15 protein-coding genes and 1 pseudogene are annotated in these 15,398 nt (G+C 71.9%); 7 read left to right on the top strand and 9 right to left on the bottom strand.

The annotated features are described in order from the left end of the window. The 4 genes from AOK00_RS33025 to AOK00_RS33010 form a co-directional block, all read right to left on the bottom strand. Positions 1-1,143 (bottom strand): GGDEF domain-containing protein (locus AOK00_RS33025; protein WP_055603838.1); only part of this gene is annotated, 1,143 nt, incomplete at its 3' end. A gap of 80 nt (positions 1,144-1,223) precedes the next feature. Continuing rightward, positions 1,224-2,018 (bottom strand): enoyl-CoA hydratase/isomerase family protein, encoded by a 795-nt coding sequence (locus AOK00_RS33020; RefSeq protein WP_055603837.1) that lies wholly within the window; start codon positions 2,016-2,018, stop codon positions 1,224-1,226. A 60-nt stretch (positions 2,019-2,078) separates the two neighbouring features. After that, positions 2,079-3,221: an adenylate/guanylate cyclase domain-containing protein gene (locus tag AOK00_RS33015; protein ID WP_055603836.1), complete on the bottom strand. Its 1,143-nt coding sequence runs from the start codon at positions 3,219-3,221 to the stop codon at positions 2,079-2,081. 294 nt (positions 3,222-3,515) lie between these two features. Next, entirely contained in the window at positions 3,516-4,367 is an 852-nt protein-coding gene (locus AOK00_RS33010; protein ID WP_055603835.1) for a biotin--[acetyl-CoA-carboxylase] ligase, read from the bottom strand. 134 nt (positions 4,368-4,501) lie between these two features. On the opposite strand from AOK00_RS33010, the gene AOK00_RS33005 reads away from it, so the two are divergent. After that, a complete protein-coding gene (locus AOK00_RS33005; protein WP_055603834.1) occupies positions 4,502-6,094 on the top strand; it encodes an acyl-CoA carboxylase subunit beta in 1,593 nt (530 codons plus the stop codon). Between the two features lie 32 nt (positions 6,095-6,126). Continuing rightward, on the top strand, positions 6,127-6,339 hold the full coding sequence (locus AOK00_RS33000; RefSeq protein WP_055603833.1) for an acyl-CoA carboxylase epsilon subunit: 213 nt from the start codon (positions 6,127-6,129) through the stop codon (positions 6,337-6,339). A gap of 85 nt (positions 6,340-6,424) precedes the next feature. On the opposite strand, the gene AOK00_RS32995 is transcribed toward AOK00_RS33000, so the two are convergent. Then, entirely contained in the window at positions 6,425-7,843 is a 1,419-nt protein-coding gene (locus AOK00_RS32995) for an MFS transporter (RefSeq protein ID WP_055603832.1), read from the bottom strand. Between the two features lie 70 nt (positions 7,844-7,913). Between AOK00_RS32995 and AOK00_RS32990 the strand changes: the two genes are divergently transcribed. From AOK00_RS32990 to AOK00_RS32985, 3 genes are all read left to right on the top strand, one after another. Then, complete coding sequence (locus AOK00_RS32990; protein WP_055603831.1) at positions 7,914-8,549, top strand: TetR/AcrR family transcriptional regulator; 636 nt, start codon at positions 7,914-7,916, stop codon at positions 8,547-8,549. Positions 8,550-8,653: 104 nt separating this feature from the next. Continuing rightward, positions 8,654-8,782, top strand: coding sequence for a morphogenic membrane protein MmpB (mmpB, locus tag AOK00_RS41220; protein ID WP_266968684.1), 129 nt, complete (start codon positions 8,654-8,656; stop codon positions 8,780-8,782). A gap of 25 nt (positions 8,783-8,807) precedes the next feature. After that, positions 8,808-9,413, top strand: coding sequence for a nucleoside triphosphate pyrophosphatase (locus AOK00_RS32985; RefSeq protein WP_055603830.1), 606 nt, complete (start codon positions 8,808-8,810; stop codon positions 9,411-9,413). A gap of 18 nt (positions 9,414-9,431) precedes the next feature. Here the strand turns inward: AOK00_RS32985 and AOK00_RS32980 are convergent, their stop codons facing one another. Further along, positions 9,432-9,869: a hypothetical protein gene (locus AOK00_RS32980; RefSeq protein ID WP_055603839.1), complete on the bottom strand. Its 438-nt coding sequence runs from the start codon at positions 9,867-9,869 to the stop codon at positions 9,432-9,434. A 373-nt stretch (positions 9,870-10,242) separates the two neighbouring features. Between AOK00_RS32980 and AOK00_RS32975 the strand changes: the two genes are divergently transcribed. Together AOK00_RS32975 and AOK00_RS32970 are read left to right on the top strand one after the other, a co-directional pair. Beyond that, positions 10,243-11,997 carry an acetyl/propionyl/methylcrotonyl-CoA carboxylase subunit alpha gene (locus AOK00_RS32975; RefSeq protein ID WP_055603829.1) on the top strand — a complete coding sequence of 585 codons (1,755 nt, stop codon included), beginning with the start codon at positions 10,243-10,245 and terminating at the stop codon, positions 11,995-11,997. 102 nt (positions 11,998-12,099) lie between these two features. Then, complete coding sequence (locus AOK00_RS32970) at positions 12,100-12,645, top strand: TetR/AcrR family transcriptional regulator (protein WP_055603828.1); 546 nt, start codon at positions 12,100-12,102, stop codon at positions 12,643-12,645. 71 nt (positions 12,646-12,716) lie between these two features. Here AOK00_RS32970 and AOK00_RS32965 read toward each other — a convergent pair whose 3' ends face one another. The 3 genes and pseudogenes from AOK00_RS32965 to AOK00_RS40920 all read right to left on the bottom strand — a co-directional run. Beyond that, positions 12,717-13,643 (bottom strand): DeoR/GlpR family DNA-binding transcription regulator, encoded by a 927-nt coding sequence (locus tag AOK00_RS32965; RefSeq protein WP_055603827.1) that lies wholly within the window; start codon positions 13,641-13,643, stop codon positions 12,717-12,719. 247 nt (positions 13,644-13,890) lie between these two features. Then, positions 13,891-14,997, bottom strand: a pseudogene (locus AOK00_RS32960) (NAD(P)H-quinone dehydrogenase); the annotation flags it as partial. A gap of 4 nt (positions 14,998-15,001) precedes the next feature. Then, positions 15,002-15,199, bottom strand: a 198-nt coding sequence (locus tag AOK00_RS40920; RefSeq protein ID WP_254047593.1) for an FAD-dependent oxidoreductase, incomplete at its 3' end; no start/stop codon positions are given. Positions 15,200-15,398: the final 199 nt, after the last annotated feature.

The following is a 15,398-nucleotide window of genomic DNA, read 5'->3' as shown; positions in this document are numbered from 1 at the left end:
CGCCGGCGGTTCCGGCGCCGGTAGGGGCCCCACCGGTGGCGCGTCCCTGAACCTCCGCCGGTCTCGGGCTCCCGGCGGGGCGTCGGCCAGGCGGACGACCGTGCCGTCGCGGCCCGCCACCACCGGCTTCGCCGAGCGGGCCGCCTTGGCCTGGTACTGGGCCGCGTCCGCGAGGCGGAAGAGGCGGCGGGCCGACCTGAGCGGGCCGATCGGGTCGCCGGTGGACGCCACCCCGCAGGCCACGCCCTCGCCGAGTTCCAGTTCCGCCGCCCGTACGCAGAGTTCCTCGGCGACCGCCACCACCTCGTCCGCCGTCGGGCCGACCGTCAGGAGGCAGAACTCGTCGCCGCCGAGGCGGGCCGCGAGGGCGCCGGGGAGCATGGCGCCGCAGCGTGAGAGGACGGAACCGAAGCGTTCGAGGAGCCGGTCGCCGACCGCGTGGCCGTGGGTGTCGTTGACCCGCTTAAGGCCGTTCAGGTCGCAGACCAGCAGGCTGACCACGGAGCCGTCCGCCCGGTAACGCTCGATGGCCTCGTCCAGGCGGGTGTCGACGGCCCGCCTGTTGGCCAGTCCCGTCAGGGGGTCGGTGAAGGCGAGCTTGCGGACCTCCTCCAGGCGTTCGGCCTGGGCGATGCCCGCCGCGACCACCGCCGCGAGCACGGTGGCGAAGTCGGCGTCCGCGCGGGTGAAAGGTTTCTCCTGGGGTGGGCGGGCCACATACAGCTCGCCCCACGCCCGCCCGTGCAGCACGATCGGGGCGACCACGCAGCAGCCGCGCCCCCGCCGCCGCAGGCCGGCCACCCGGCCCGTCGGGACCGGGTCGTCGGCGGTCTCCACCCAGGCGTCCGGCTCGCCGCCGCCCGCCCACTGCTCGTGCAGGAACTCGGTGATCTCGGGAAACTGGTGCACCGGATACGTCTCCGAGTCCGGGAACTCCTCCTCACCCAGGGCCCGCTCCCCGGCGTTCACCAGGACCTTGAGGCGTCCGTGGTCCCGCTGCCAGACGGAGAGGGCGGCGAAGGTGCCGTCGAGCCCGTCACAGGACCCGAGCGCCGCCGCCCGCCAGAACTCGCGTGGAGTGTGCGCCGCCGCCATCCCCTGCGCCAGCGCCACTACGGCCCGCAGCCGTCCGTCCTCACCCATTCCTCCAGCTTAGGTAGGTTTGATCCGTTTTCCCCTCCGAGACGTCACCGTAAGTGACATTTGGTGCAAAACGGTAAAACTTACTCACCCGGCCAGTTCGGCTTCCGCTTCTCGTTGAAGGCCGCCACGCCCTCCGCGCGGTCCCCCGAGAACGCCACCGAACGCCAGGCCGCGTCCTCGACCTCAAGGCCCGCCCGCAGGTCCAGGCCCTGACCCAGCCGCATGGCCCTCTTCGCGGCCCGCAGGCCGACCGGCGAGTTCGCCGCGATCCGGCCGGCCAGCTCCAGGGCCGCCGTCCGCGCGTCCTCCTCCAGGAGGTCGACCAGGCCCAGCTCGCGGGCCTCCGCCGCCTCCACCCGGCGGGCCGTGAAGACCAGCTCGGCGGCGCGCGCCGCGCCCACCCGGCGCGGCAGCAGCTGCGTACCGCCGCCGCCCGGGATGACGCCCACGGACACCTCGGGGAGACCGACCACGGCGGTCGCGTCGGCCACGATCACGTCGCAGGCGAGCGCCAGCTCGAAGCCGCCGCCGAGGGCGAAGCCGTGCACGGCGGCGACGGTCGGCATGGGCAGCTCCAGGACGCCGGTGTAGGCGGCGCGGGCGGTCGGCCGCTGGCGGACCAGCTCGGCGTCGGTGAAGGAGTTGCGCTCCTTGAGGTCGGCGCCGACACAGAAGGCGCGGTCGTTCGAGGAGGTCAGGACGGTGACGCGGACCGAGGGGTCGGCGGCGAGCGCGTCGCAGGCGGCGCCGAGGGAGCGGGCCATCTCGGAGGAGACGGCGTTCATCGCCTTGGGCCGGTCGAGGACCAGCTCGGCGACGTGCCCGTTCCCGTCCTTCCGGACCACCACGAACTCACCGAAGCGCTGCTCGGACATGACCGCACCCTCCCGATCCAGGGCCCGTTAACGGCTGTTAACAGGCGTTCACGGGAGATCCTAGGTCGGGCGGCGGGTCAGGAGCCAGGGTTCGACGACGCCGAGGCCGCGGACGGGCCGCTGCCACATCGGCTGGAGCGCGAAGCGGTACGTGGCGGCCTGGCGGCCCTCCTTCTCCGCGCGGGCGGCCTGCTCGGCGGCCTCCGTCTCCGAGACGGGCGCCTCACCCGTCCGGGACAGCTCCGCCGCGAGGGCGCCGTCGACGAGGACGGCGTCCTTCGGCGCTATCGAGGTGAGCCTGCTCGCCAGGTTCACGGTCGTGCCGAAGACGTCGCCCATCCGGGTCGTCACCGTGCCGAAGGCGATGCCGACGCGCAGGGCGGGCATCGTCTCGTCGTGGCTGAGGGTCTCGATCAGGCGCAGCGCGATCTCGGCGGCCGTACCGGGGTCGTCCGCCGCGTACAGGACTTCGTCGCCGAGGGTCTTGATGAGCCGGCCGCCGTGCGCGGCGACCAGGTCGGCGCAGGTCGTCTCGAAGGCCTCGACCAGCTCGCCGAGCTCCTCCTCCTCCAGGCGGCGGGTCAGCCGGGTGAAGCCGACCAGGTCCGCGAAGCCGACCGCGAGCCGCCGGTCGACCATCTCCTCGTCGTCGGCGGCCTGGACGAGCACCCGGCCGGTCGCGGCGGCGAGCTGCCGCCGCCAGACGTAGATGAGGAACTCCTCCAGCTCGGGCAGGAGCAGCTCGACCAGCGGATACGTGACCTCGGTGCGGGTCATGCCGGGCTCGGGCGGCTCGGTGAGACCCTCCAGGAAGGAGTCGATCTGCCACTCGGCGAGCCGCGCCGTGGTCTGTCCGGTGGAACGGGCGACCTGCACGGCCATCGGTTCGCTGAGCAGCCCGGCCTCGACGAGACCGGCCAGCCTGCGCAGCGCGAGGACGTCGGCCTCGGTGAGCGCCTTGGCCTGGCCGATGTCGGCGAAGCCCATGGCGCGCCAGAAGCGGGAGGCGAGCTCCATGGAGACGCCGGCCGTGCGGGCGGCCTGGAACGGGGTGTAGCGACGGTCCGCGCCGAGGATGAGCTGTTCGAGGCGGATGGCGAGCGGATCGTCGCTCGGCTCGGCCGTGTGGTCGACCTCGTGATGGGGGGTGGGGTACGCGGGAGGCTCGGGCGCGCCGCCCTCGTTCTCGTCGTCGACGGTCACCGGCCGCCTCCTGCCCGTTCCCTGCCCACTTGCCCTGCCGATCTGTCGCCCTGGATCGCGGTCCACGATACGACAGCTGTGGCTTGGCTCACGCCTTAACGGCTGCCGCCTGTGTTCCCGGGGTCTGTCGTGCGGGCCCTCCTGTCGTGCGGGACCCCTTGGGCACGCGGGCCCTCAGGGTGGACGGACTGGAGGGCGCCGCGCGCGTGTGTGGGATGTGCCCACCCGTTCCTCCCCCGAGGACTACGTCCAGGGGGACCCCCGTGGCGGAACGATTGCCCACACCGGGGGAGGTCAGGTGCCCGACCGCAGGTGGACGATGTCGCCCGCGCCCACCGCTTCGGTGCCGCCGCCCTCGGTGGCGACCACCAGGCGGCCGTCGCCGTCGAGGGCCACCGCTTCGCCCTCCAGCATCCGCTCTCCGGGCAGCTCGGCCCTGACGCGTCGGCCGAGGGTCGCGCAGCCGGCCGCGTAGGCCGCCTGGAGGCCGGATTCGGCGGGGTCGCCGTCGGCGCGTGCCCAGACGTCGTACCACTCGGCGAGGGAGCGCAGGACGGCCCGCAGGAGCGTGTCGCGGTCGGTGGACACCGCGCCCGCGAGGAGCAGCGAACCGGCTGCCGGGACGGGGAGTTCGTCCTCACGCAGGGTGACGTTGATGCCGAGTCCGACGACGATGCCGTCCGCGCCGGCCCGTTCGGCGAGGATGCCGCCGGTCTTGCGCTCCTCGCCTCCGACGGAAACCAGGAGGTCGTTGGGCCATTTGAGGGACATGTCGACCCCGGCGGACTTCGCGAGGCCGGTCGCCGCGGCGACGCCGGTGAGCAGCGGGAGCCAGCCCCAGCGGTGGACCGGCACCTGCGGCTTGAGGAGGACGGAGAGGAAGAGCCCGGAGCGGGCGGGCGCCGTCCAGCTGCGGTCGAGGCGGCCGCGGCCGGAGGTCTGCTCCTCGGCGACGAGCACGGCGCCCTCGGGCAGCTCGTCGGCGCGGGCGGTGAGGTCGCTGTTGGTGGATCCGGTGCTCGTGACCACGTCGAGCGAGGTCCACAGGCCGTCGGGAAGGACGAGGGCGCGGCGCAGTGCGGGGGCGTTCAGTGGGGGCCGGTCGAGGTCGGACCAGGGTCCGCCGGAGCCTTGGGAGGACGTCATGCAAGCCAGACTAGGTGTGGCAAAGACCGCAGTGCCGAACCGTATCGGCGTCGATACGCTACGGCTCAGTAGCTGAGCAGTAGCCCATTCGTAGTCAACGAACCCCCCGTGACCAGGCAGGGAGCCGCATCCCGATGTCCGAGCCGGCAGAGCAGTACGAGATTGACATTCACACGACCGCAGGCAAGATCGCGGACCTCAAGCGCCGTATCGACGAGGCCACTCATGCCGGCTCGGAGCGTGCGGTGGAGAAGCAGCACGCGAAGGGCAAGCTGACCGCGCGCGAACGGATCGCGCTGCTTCTCGACGAGGGCTCCTTCGTGGAGCTGGACGAGCTGGCCCGGCACCGGTCGACCAACTTCGGCCTGGAGAAGAACCGTCCGTACGGAGACGGTGTCGTCACCGGCTACGGCACGGTCGACGGGCGTCCGGTCGCCGTGTTCTCGCAGGACTTCACGGTCTTCGGCGGTGCGCTCGGCGAGACGTACGGCCAGAAGATCATCAAGGTGATGGACTTCGCGCTGAAGACGGGCTGCCCCGTCATCGGCATCAACGACTCCGGCGGCGCCCGCATCCAGGAGGGTGTGAGCGCGCTCGGCATGTACGGCGAGATCTTCCGCCGCAACACCCACGCCTCCGGGGTGATCCCGCAGATCTCCCTGGTCGTCGGCCCGTGCGCGGGCGGCGCGGTGTACTCCCCGGCGATCACCGACTTCACGGTGATGGTGGACCAGACCTCGCACATGTTCATCACGGGTCCCGACGTCATCAAGACGGTGACCGGCGAGGACGTCGGTTTCGAGGAGCTGGGCGGCGCACGGACGCACAACGCGACCTCGGGCGTGGCGCACCACATGGCGGGGGACGAGAAGGACGCCATCGAGTACGTGAAGTCGCTGCTGTCCTACCTTCCGTCGAACAACCTCTCGGAGGCGCCGGCCTTCCCGGAGGTCGCGGACACCGAGGTGTCGGACGAGGACCGCGAGCTGGACACGCTGATCCCGGACTCGGCGAACCAGCCGTACGACATGCACCGGGTCATCGAGCACGTCCTGGACGACGGTGAGTTCCTGGAGACGCAGGCGCTGTTCGCGCCGAACATCGTGACCGGTTTCGGCCGGGTGGAGGGCTTCCCGGTCGGTGTGGTCGCCAACCAGCCGATGCAGTTCGCGGGCTGCCTGGACATCGACGCGTCCGAGAAGGCCGCGCGGTTCGTCCGCACCTGCGACGCGTTCAACATCCCGGTCCTGACCTTCGTGGACGTGCCGGGCTTCCTGCCGGGCGTGGACCAGGAGTACGGCGGCATCATCCGGCGCGGCGCGAAGCTGATCTACGCGTACGCGGAGGCCACGGTCCCGCTGATCACGGTCATCACGCGGAAGGCCTTCGGTGGCGCGTACGACGTCATGGGCTCCAAGCACCTGGGCGCGGACCTGAACCTGGCGTGGCCGACGGCGCAGATCGCGGTCATGGGCGCACAGGGCGCGGTGAACATCCTGCACCGACGCACCATCGCCGAGGCGGCGGACCAGGACGCCGAGCGGGCACGCCTGATCCAGGAGTACGAGGACACGCTGCTCAACCCGTACACGGCGGCCGAGCGCGGCTACATCGACGGCGTGATCCTGCCCTCGGACACCCGCCCGCAGATCGTGAAGGGACTGCGTCAGCTGCGCACCAAGCGGGAATCCCTGCCTCCGAAGAAGCACGGCAACATCCCGCTCTAGGCCTCCCGGACCTGACCCTTCAAGGAGTCGACATGATCAAGGTCGTACGAGGAAACCCGACCCCGGAGGAGTTGGCCGCCGCACTGGCGGTGGTTCAGGCTCGGGCCGCGGCGACGGCGGCGGCGTCCGCCGGGAGCGGCGGCCCGGCGGTCCCGGAGGGCTGGTCGGACCCGTCCCGGATCGCGCGGTCGGTACGTCACCGGCCCGGCCCGCGGGCCTGGGCGCGGTCGTACTGGCCGGTGTAGCCGACGGAACGACGAGAAGGGCCGGACTCCCCCTGTGGGGGTCCGGCCCTTCTCACGTTCTGCCCGGGTGGTGTCCCGCCACCCGTCACGTGCGGCGCAGGAAGAGGCCGGCCAGGACGGCTCCGGCGGCGACGATCGCCGCGTTCACGAGGACCGCGAGGCCGATGCCGTCGAGGAGCACGGGCGCGGTGACGACGACGGCGCTCATGATCGGGGTGCCCATGGTGATGCCGATCTGCTGGGTCATGGTCGCCAGCCCGGTCGCCGTGCCCTGTTCGTGGTCGGGGATCCCGGAGGTGGCGGTGACCATGAAGCCGACGATCGCGAGCATGTTGCCGATGCCGCCGGCGAAGGTCGCCGCGAGGAGCAGCCAGAGGCTCCCCGGCCCCTCGCCGAGTCCGTACAGGGAGAGGGTCGCGACGGCCTGGAGGAGGCCGCCGGAGACCAGGGCCGTACGGGCGCCGAAGCGGCCGATGAAGCGGGAGGCGAACACCCCGCCGAGGACGGTGCCCGCGCCGAGGACGCCGAAGGAGAGGCCGGCGGCGAGCGGGGAGAAGTCGAGGACGTCCTGGAGGTAGAGCGTCATCAGGAAGACCAGTGAGGTCTCGGTGACGAAGGCGACGAGTCCGGCGAGGTTGCCCCAGACGACGGTGCGGCGCTTGAGGATGTGGAGCGGTACGAGGGGGGCGGCGGCCCGGCGTTCGACGAGGACGAAGGCGACCAGGAGTGCGGCGCCGGCGGCGAGGGCGGTGAGTGCGGTCGGGTCGGTCCAGCCGTGCTCGCCGCTGACGGTCAGGCCGTAGACGAGGGCGAGGAGTCCGCCGGTGACGGTGATCGCGCCGGGCACGTCGAGGCGGGGGCGGACGGCCGGGCGGCTCTCGGTGAGGACGGCGGGGGCGACAAGGAGGACGGCGAGGGCCACCGGCACGTTGACGAGGAAGGCCCAGCGCCAGGAGAGCAGGTCGGTGAGGACTCCGCCGAGGATCGCGCCGGTGGTGAAGCCCGCGGACATGAGGGCGCCGTTGAGTCCGAGCGCGCGGGCGCGCAGCGGGCCCTCGGGGAAGGAGGCGGTGAGCAGGGAGAGCCCGGCGGGGGTGACGGCGGCGGTGGCGAGGCCCTGGGCGACGCGGGCGGCCATCAGCATCTCGGGGCCGGTGGCGAGGCCGCCGACGAGGGAGGAGACGCCGAGGAGCGCCATGCCGCCGAGGAAGAGGCGACGGCGGCCGACGAGGTCGGCGACGCGCCCGAAGAGCAGGGTGAAACCGGCCGCCGCGAGGGCGAAGGCGGTGGCGATCCACTGGAGGCCGCCGAGGCTGAAGCCGAGTCCCTGACCGATGACGGGCAGTGCGACGTTCAGGATCGAGAAGTCGACGGCGAGCATGAACTGGGCGAGGAGGAGGACGACGAGGACGAGCCTCATCCGTCCGGTCATACGGGCGTCCGCCGGCCCGGCGGTCGGGGCCGCGGGCTGTTCGACGGGCTTGGGGTGATCCAGGGCAACCATGCGTACGACCCCTTAATGGGAGACTGGTTCCGTTAAGATGTCCCGTACCGTAGCAGAGTCGATGGAGTTAATGGAACAGGAGACCCATTTGACTGAGAGCCAGCCGGCCTCGCCCGGCACCCTGCGCCCCGGCGGCCGTACCGCGAAGGTCCGCAGGGCCGTCCTCGACGCCACCCAGGACGCGCTCGCCGACGCCGGCTTCCACGCGCTGAACATGGACCGGATCGCCGCGACCGCGGGCGTCGGCAAGACCACCGTCTACCGCCGCTGGGGCTCCCCCGTCGGCCTGGTCACCGACCTCCTCCACGACATGGCCGAGCAGTCCCTGCCCGCCTCGGACACCGGCAGCCTCGCGGGCGACCTGCGGACCAACGCCGAACTCGTCCGCGCCACCCTCACCGACGCGCGGATGGGCGCCGTCTTCCGCGCGGTCATCGCGGCCGCCGCCTGCGACGAGGACTGCGCCCGCGCGCTCGCCGACTTCTACCGGACCCGGCTCGGCGAATGGGCCCCCGTCGTCGCCAAGGGCGCCGCCCGCGGCGAGATCCCGGCGGGGACCGACCCGACCGAGCTGCTCCGCGCCGTCTCCGCGCCGCTCTACTACCGCTTCGCGGTCACCCGCGAGGAGGTCACCGCGGACGTGGCGGAACGGGCGGTCACGGCGGCGCTCGCGGCGGCGCGGGACGGGGTGTTCATCCGGGCTTGACCGTCAGGCGATCTCCCGTTCGCCCGCGAATAGTCCCTCGGCACCGGGGCGCCTGAGTATCCGTACTCAGGCGCCCCGACCGCCCCGCCCCCAGGATCGGAGGCATGCTGTGGTCCGACCCGAAGAATCAGCCGCCGAAGTTCATGCGCGACATGCAGGCGAAGCTCCGTCGCGCGGGCGTGCTGCTGGCCCTGGCGATGGTGGTGGCGATGTTCGTGGTCAGCGCCCGCTGAGCCCACGACTGGCTACGCTGCCCCCATGACTGCTGATCCGCGCCGTGTCGTGCTCGCCTCCGCCTCCCCCGCCCGCCTCAACCTGCTCCGCCAGGCCGGGCTCACCCCCGAGGTGATCGTGAGCGGCGTCGACGAGGACAAGACGCACGCCCCGACACCGGCCGAGCTCGCGCTCGCCCTCGCGGAGGCGAAGGCCGCCCACGTCGCCGCCCGCCCCGAGGCGTTCGGCGCACTGGTCATCGGCTGCGACTCGGTCCTGGAGCTCGACGGGCAGGCCCTCGGCAAGCCGGCGGACGCGGAGGAGGCCACCGCACGCTGGCAGGCGATGCGCGGACGGGTCGGCATCCTCCAGACCGGTCACTGCGTGTACGACACGGCCGCCAAGCGCTACGAGTCGGCGACCGCCTCCACCGTGGTCCGCTTCGGCGAGCCGACGGACGCCGAGATCGCGGCGTACGTGGCGAGCGGCGAACCGCTGCACGTGGCGGGCGCGTTCACCCTGGACGGTCGCTCGGCACCGTTCATCGACGGCATCGACGGCGACCCGGGCAATGTGATCGGCCTGTCGCTGCCGCTGCTGCGCACGCTGCTCGGGAAGCTGGGCGTGCAGATCACCGACCTCTGGGCCTGACGGGCCGTCGCGCGAGCCTTACGCGGGCGCCGGTGCTCCCTCGCGGGGCTCGGCGCCCTTCTCGTACCCCTTGCCGTACGCCACGAGAGTGAGCACGATCAGGCCGAGTACGAGCATCATGAAGGCGAACGCGCCCCAGCCGATCAGGCCGACGGTCACCGCACCGAGGATGCCGTGCACGACCGCGCAGCCGATGAGCAGGGCCCGGCCGGCGCGCCCGGGCCGGCGGTCGCGGATGCCGGTGACGAGGGCGACGAGGCCGCACAGGGCGAGCGCCACGCCGGAGACGATGCCGAGCGCCCAGGTGCCGGTGTACATCGCGTCGGGGTCCATGCCGTCGAGGGACATCGTCTGGATCTTGACGAAGCGTGCCATCACCGCGTTGATCGCGACGATCCCGGGCGCTTCGAGGAACAGCACCGCCGCCGTCACGAGAGCTATCGGTCTGCGGGCCACCTCGGCCACCCCCTGGATACGACTGTTACCGACAGTACGATCGACAGCGCGAAGGCTACTGGCCGGTAAACCCCTGGACAAGAGTGCGGGCACGACCGGCGGCGGCGCACGGCAGGGCAAAGAATCGTTGGGCCATTCGTAGGGACTCGACAAAGAAACCCGAATGGCCACTGGCCGCACGAACAGAGACCTGCGCCACACCTCGGAGCTACTGTGCCGTAAAGGAACCCTGCGTACCGTGGTGCGACAAGGGAATTCACGACCCGAGCAGGCCCGGGGTCACGCTCCGTGTGGGCAAGCTCACCACTGGGGACGGGTCGAAAGGCCGTGTCGGCAGTCCCTAAACTCAGCTTGTTTCAAGGAGGGAGCCATCGTGCGCAAGGTGCTCATCGCCAACCGTGGCGAAATCGCTGTCCGTGTGGCCCGGGCGTGCCGGGACGCGGGTATCGGCAGCGTGGCCGTGTACGCCGAGCCGGACCGGGATGCCCTGCATGTCCGGGCGGCTGACGAGGCGTTCGCTCTGGGCGGTGACACCCCGGCGACCAGTTATCTGGACATGGCCAAGGTGTTGCAGGCCGCGAAGGACTCCGGCGCGGACGCGGTCCACCCCGGTTACGGGTTCCTCTCCGAGAACGCGGAGTTCGCGCAGGCCGTCCTCGATGCCGGTCTGACCTGGATCGGCCCCCCGCCGCAGGCGATCCGCGACCTGGGCGACAAGGTGGCGGCGCGTCACATCGCGCAGCGCGCCGGTGCCCCGCTGGTGGCCGGCACGCCCGACCCGGTCTCCGGTGCCGACGAGGTCGTCGCGTTCGCCAAGGAGCACGGGCTGCCGATCGCGATCAAGGCCGCCTTCGGCGGCGGCGGTCGCGGTCTGAAGGTCGCCCGGACGCTGGAAGAAGTCCCCGAGCTGTACGACTCCGCCGTCCGCGAGGCCGTCGCGGCCTTCGGTCGCGGCGAGTGCTTCGTCGAGCGGTACCTGGACAAGCCGCGTCACGTCGAGACGCAGTGCCTGGCCGACTCCCACGGCAACGTGGTCGTCGTCTCCACCCGTGACTGCTCGCTCCAGCGCCGCCACCAGAAGCTCGTCGAGGAGGCCCCCGCGCCGTTCCTCACCGAGGCGCAGAACGCCGAGCTGTACGCCGCGTCGAAGGCGATCCTGAAGGAGGCCGGCTACGTCGGCGCCGGCACGGTCGAGTTCCTCGTCGGCACCGACGGCACGATCTCCTTCCTGGAGGTCAACACCCGTCTCCAGGTCGAGCACCCGGTGACCGAGGAGGTCGCGGGCATCGACCTGGTCCGGGAGATGTTCCGGATCGCCGACGGCGAGGAGCTGGGCTACGACGACCCGGCCATAAGGGGTCACTCCTTCGAGTTCCGTATCAACGGCGAGGACCCGGGCCGCGGCTTCCTGCCCGCACCCGGCACCGTCACCCTCTTCGACGCGCCGACCGGCCCCGGTGTCCGCCTGGACGCGGGCGTGGAGTCCGGCAGCGTCATCGGCCCGGCCTGGGACTCGCTCCTGGCCAAGCTGATCGTCACCGGCGCCACCCGCGAGCAGGCCCTGCAGCGCGCCGCGCGTGCGCTCGCCGAGTTCAAGGTGGAGGGCATGGCCACGGCCATCCCGTTCCACCAGGCCGTCGTGGTCGACCCCGCGTTCACGTCCGACCCGTTCCGGGTCCACACCCGGTGGATCGAGACCGAGTTCGTCAACGAGATCAAGCCGTTCACCCCGGCCGGCGCCGACGCCGACGAGGACGAGTCCGGCCGCGAGACGATCGTGGTCGAGGTCGGCGGCAAGCGCCTGGAGGTCTCGCTGCCGTCCTCGCTCGGCATGACGCTGGCCCGCACGGGCCTCGCGGCCGGTGCGAAGCCGAAGCGCCGCGCGGCCAAGAAGTCCGGCCCCGCCGCCTCCGGCGACACCCTCGCCTCCCCGATGCAGGGCACGATCGTGAAGATCGCGGTCGAGGAGGGCCAGGAGGTCAAGGAGGGCGACCTGATCGTCGTCCTGGAGGCCATGAAGATGGAGCAGCCGCTCAACGCGCACCGCTCCGGCACCGTCAAGGGCCTGACCGCCGAGGTCGGCGCGTCGATCACCTCCGGCGCCGCGATCTGCGACATCAAGGACTGATACGGCGGCACCGGGACCGGCCACGGTCACCGAGTACGGTACGAAGGGCCCGCAGGCAGCCGCCTGCGGGCCCTTCGTCGAGGGGAGGGCGATCCACCAGCCATGCGAGCCGACGCACGACGCAACCACGAGCGGCTGCTCACCGAAGCCCGCGCCACCTTCGCCGAACAGGGCGCCGACGCGCCCCTCGAAGAGATCGCGCGTCGCGCGGGCGTGGGCATCGGCACCCTCTACCGCCACTTCCCCACCCGGGCAGAGCTGCTCAGCGCGGTCTTCCAGGAGGCCCTCGCGGAGCTCCTGCACCGCTCGGGAGAGCTGGCCGAGGCCGAGGAACCGTGCCGGGCGCTCGTGGAGTGGCTGCGGGCGCTGATCACCCATGCGGGTGAGTACCGAGGGCTCGCGCACGCGCTGATGTCCGCCTCGTACGACCGGAGTTCGGCGCTCGCCCAGTGCAGCGAGCCGCTGCGCGCGGCGGGTGAGCGGCTGCTCGGGCGCGCCAGGGAGGCGGGTCAGGTGCGTGCCGACGTGTCGATCGGCGACCTGATGCAGCTGACCAACGCGATCGCGCTGGCGGCGGAACAGTGCCCGGAGGACGCGACGTTGGCGGACCGCCTGCTCGCGCTGACGCTTCGGGGCATCAAGGACTGAGATGGCAGCTGCCGTGGGGCAGGGGAGGTTCGGCGGTGGAGCGCGGGACCCCTGGGGGAGGGCCCCCCGGCTCAGCGGCGCCGCATGTCCGCGACCCGCGCCGTGCGCTCCAGCGTCTCGGCGGCCATCCCTCCGCCCGGTCCCCGGAACTGACCCGCCGCCATCCGGCCGCGCTGCACCGGGAGCGGCATGTCACGGCGGGGCCGGGCGCCCGGGGGGACCTGGTCACCGCCCGTGGGGCCACCCGCGGCGCCCGTACCTGCGACGGCGATCTGCACCCCCTGGTCGGCGAGGGCCTGGAGCTCGGTGGCGGCCCGGTCGTCGTGGGCGGGCGGCTCGTCGGTCACCAGGCGGGTGATGACGTCCGTGGGCACCGTCTGGAACATGGTGTCGGAGCCGAGTTTGGTGTGGTCGGCGAGGACCACGACCTCGGCCGCCGCCTGGACCAGCGCCCGGTCCACGCTCGCGGAGAGCATGTTGGACGTGGAGAGGCCGCGCTCGGCGGTGAGCCCGCTCCCGGAGAGGAAGGCGCGGGAGACCCGGAGTCCCTGGAGCGACTGCTCGGCGCCGCTGCCCACCAGGGCGTAGTTGGAGCCGCGCAGGGTGCCGCCGGTCATCACGACCTCGACCCGGTTGGCGTGGGCGAGGGCCTGGGCGACCAGGAGCGAGTTGGTGACCACGGTCAGACCGGGCACGCGGGCGAGCCGACGGGCCAGCTCCTGCGTGGTCGTCCCGGCGCCGACGACGATGGCCTCGCCTTCTTCGACGAGGCTCGCGGCGACGTCGGCGATGGCCGTCTTCTCCGCGGTCGCGAGATGGGATTTCTGCGGGAAGCCGGATTCTCGCGTGAATCCGCCCGGCAACACCGCACCGCCGTGCCGGCGGTCGAGGAGTCCTTCTGCCTCCAGTGCCCGTACGTCTCTCCGTACGGTCACTTCAGAGGTCTGGACGACGCGGGCGAGCTCGCGGAGCGACACGGCCCCATTGGCTCGCACCATTTCGAGGATCAACTGGCGACGTTCTGCAGCGAACACGAAACTGACAGTAACGTGACCGGCCGATAGTTTTCAGCACTATGCGCCGAATTGCAGAAGATGCACACAGACGGGGCCTCCAAGTGGTATGGGAGACCCCGCCGTTGATCCGTCGTGTGCCAGGGCTATGCCCCGCCTTGCCGGGGGTTGTCCGAGGGCGAACCGTTCCCGCAGGCGGGAGCCGTGCGCCGGAGGGCCGCCCGGAGGGATGTCAGACCTCGCCCGCGGACTTCCGGGTGTGCAACTGCCGTGCCACTTCCGCGATCGAACCCGACAGGGAGGGGTACACGGTGAAAGCATTTGCGATCTGTTCGACCGTCAGATTGTTGTCGACCGCGATCGAGATGGGATGGATCAGTTCGCTCGCCTTCGGCGCGACGACACAGCCGCCGACCACGATCCCGGTGCCCGGACGGCAGAAGATCTTCACGAAGCCGTCCCGGATGCCCTGCATCTTCGCGCGCGGGTTGCGCAGCAGCGGCAGCTTGACGACCTTGGCGTCGATCTTGCCCGCGTCCACGTCGGCCTGCGTGTAGCCGACCGTGGCGATCTCCGGGTCGGTGAAGACGTTCGACGAGACCGTCTTCAGGTTGAGCGGGGCCACCGCGTCGCCGAGGAAGTGGTACATCGCGATACGGCCCTGCATCGCGGCCACCGAGGCGAGCGCGAAGACACCGGTCACGTCACCCGCCGCGTACACGCCGGGGGCGGTCGTACGGGAGACCTTGTCGGTCCAGATGTGACCGGAGTCCTTCAGCCTGACCCCCGCCTCCTCCAGACCCATTCCGGCCGAGTTCGGGATCGCGCCGACCGCCATCAGACAGTGGGTGCCGGAGATGACCCGGCCGTCCGCGAGGGTGACCTCGACCCGGTCCCCGACCCGCTTGGCGGACTCGGCGCGGGAGCGGGCCATGACGTTCATGCCGCGGCGGCGGAACACGTCCTCCAGGACCGCGGCGGCGTCCGGGTCCTCGCCGGGCAGCACACGGTCGCGGGAGGAGACCAGGGTGACCCGGGAGCCGAGGGCCTGGTAGGCGCCGGCGAACTCGGCACCCGTCACACCGGAACCGACCACGATGAGCTCCTCCGGGAGCTCCTTGAGGTCGTAGACCTGCGTCCAGTTCAGGATGCGCTCGCCGTCCGGCTTGGCGTCCGGCACCTCGCGCGGGTGGCCGCCGGTCGCGATCAGCACGGCGTCCGCGGTCAGCGTCTCCTCCGTGCCGTCGGCGGCCGTGACGATCACCTGGCGGGAGCCGTCCATCGCCTGCCGGCCGGAGAGCCGGCCGCGGCCGCGCAGCACCCGGGCGCCGGCCCGGGTNNNNCTCCTCGTACGAGGAGTCGAAGGTGGTCATCACCTCGGCGGTGGCGATCAGGGTCTTGGAGGGGACGCAGTCGGTCAGGACGGACGCGCCGCCGAGGCCGTCGCAGTCGACGACGGTCACCTCCGCGCCGAGTTGGGCGCCCACCAGGGCCGCCTCGTATCCGCCGGGTCCGCCGCCGATGATCACGATCCGGGTCACTGGGATCTACGCCTCGCGCTCTCGTTCTGCCGGGGGGTCCCCCCGCTGGGATGCAGTGCGTACGCCATTGTCCCGCACGCTTCAAGTGCGTACCCCATTCTCCCGCACGCCCGGCGCGGCCTCACGCCGGGGCCTCCGAAGGGGTGCCCGCGTCCCGGGGGCGTCCCCCGCGGCCCCCGCCCCGGAGTTCCCCGGACAC

The sequence above is a fragment of the Streptomyces aureus genome (assembly GCF_001418135.1).
Taxonomy (GTDB): Bacteria; Actinomycetota; Actinomycetes; order Streptomycetales; family Streptomycetaceae; genus Streptomyces; species Streptomyces aureus_A.
This window is presented reverse-complemented; position numbering and strand designations above follow the sequence as displayed.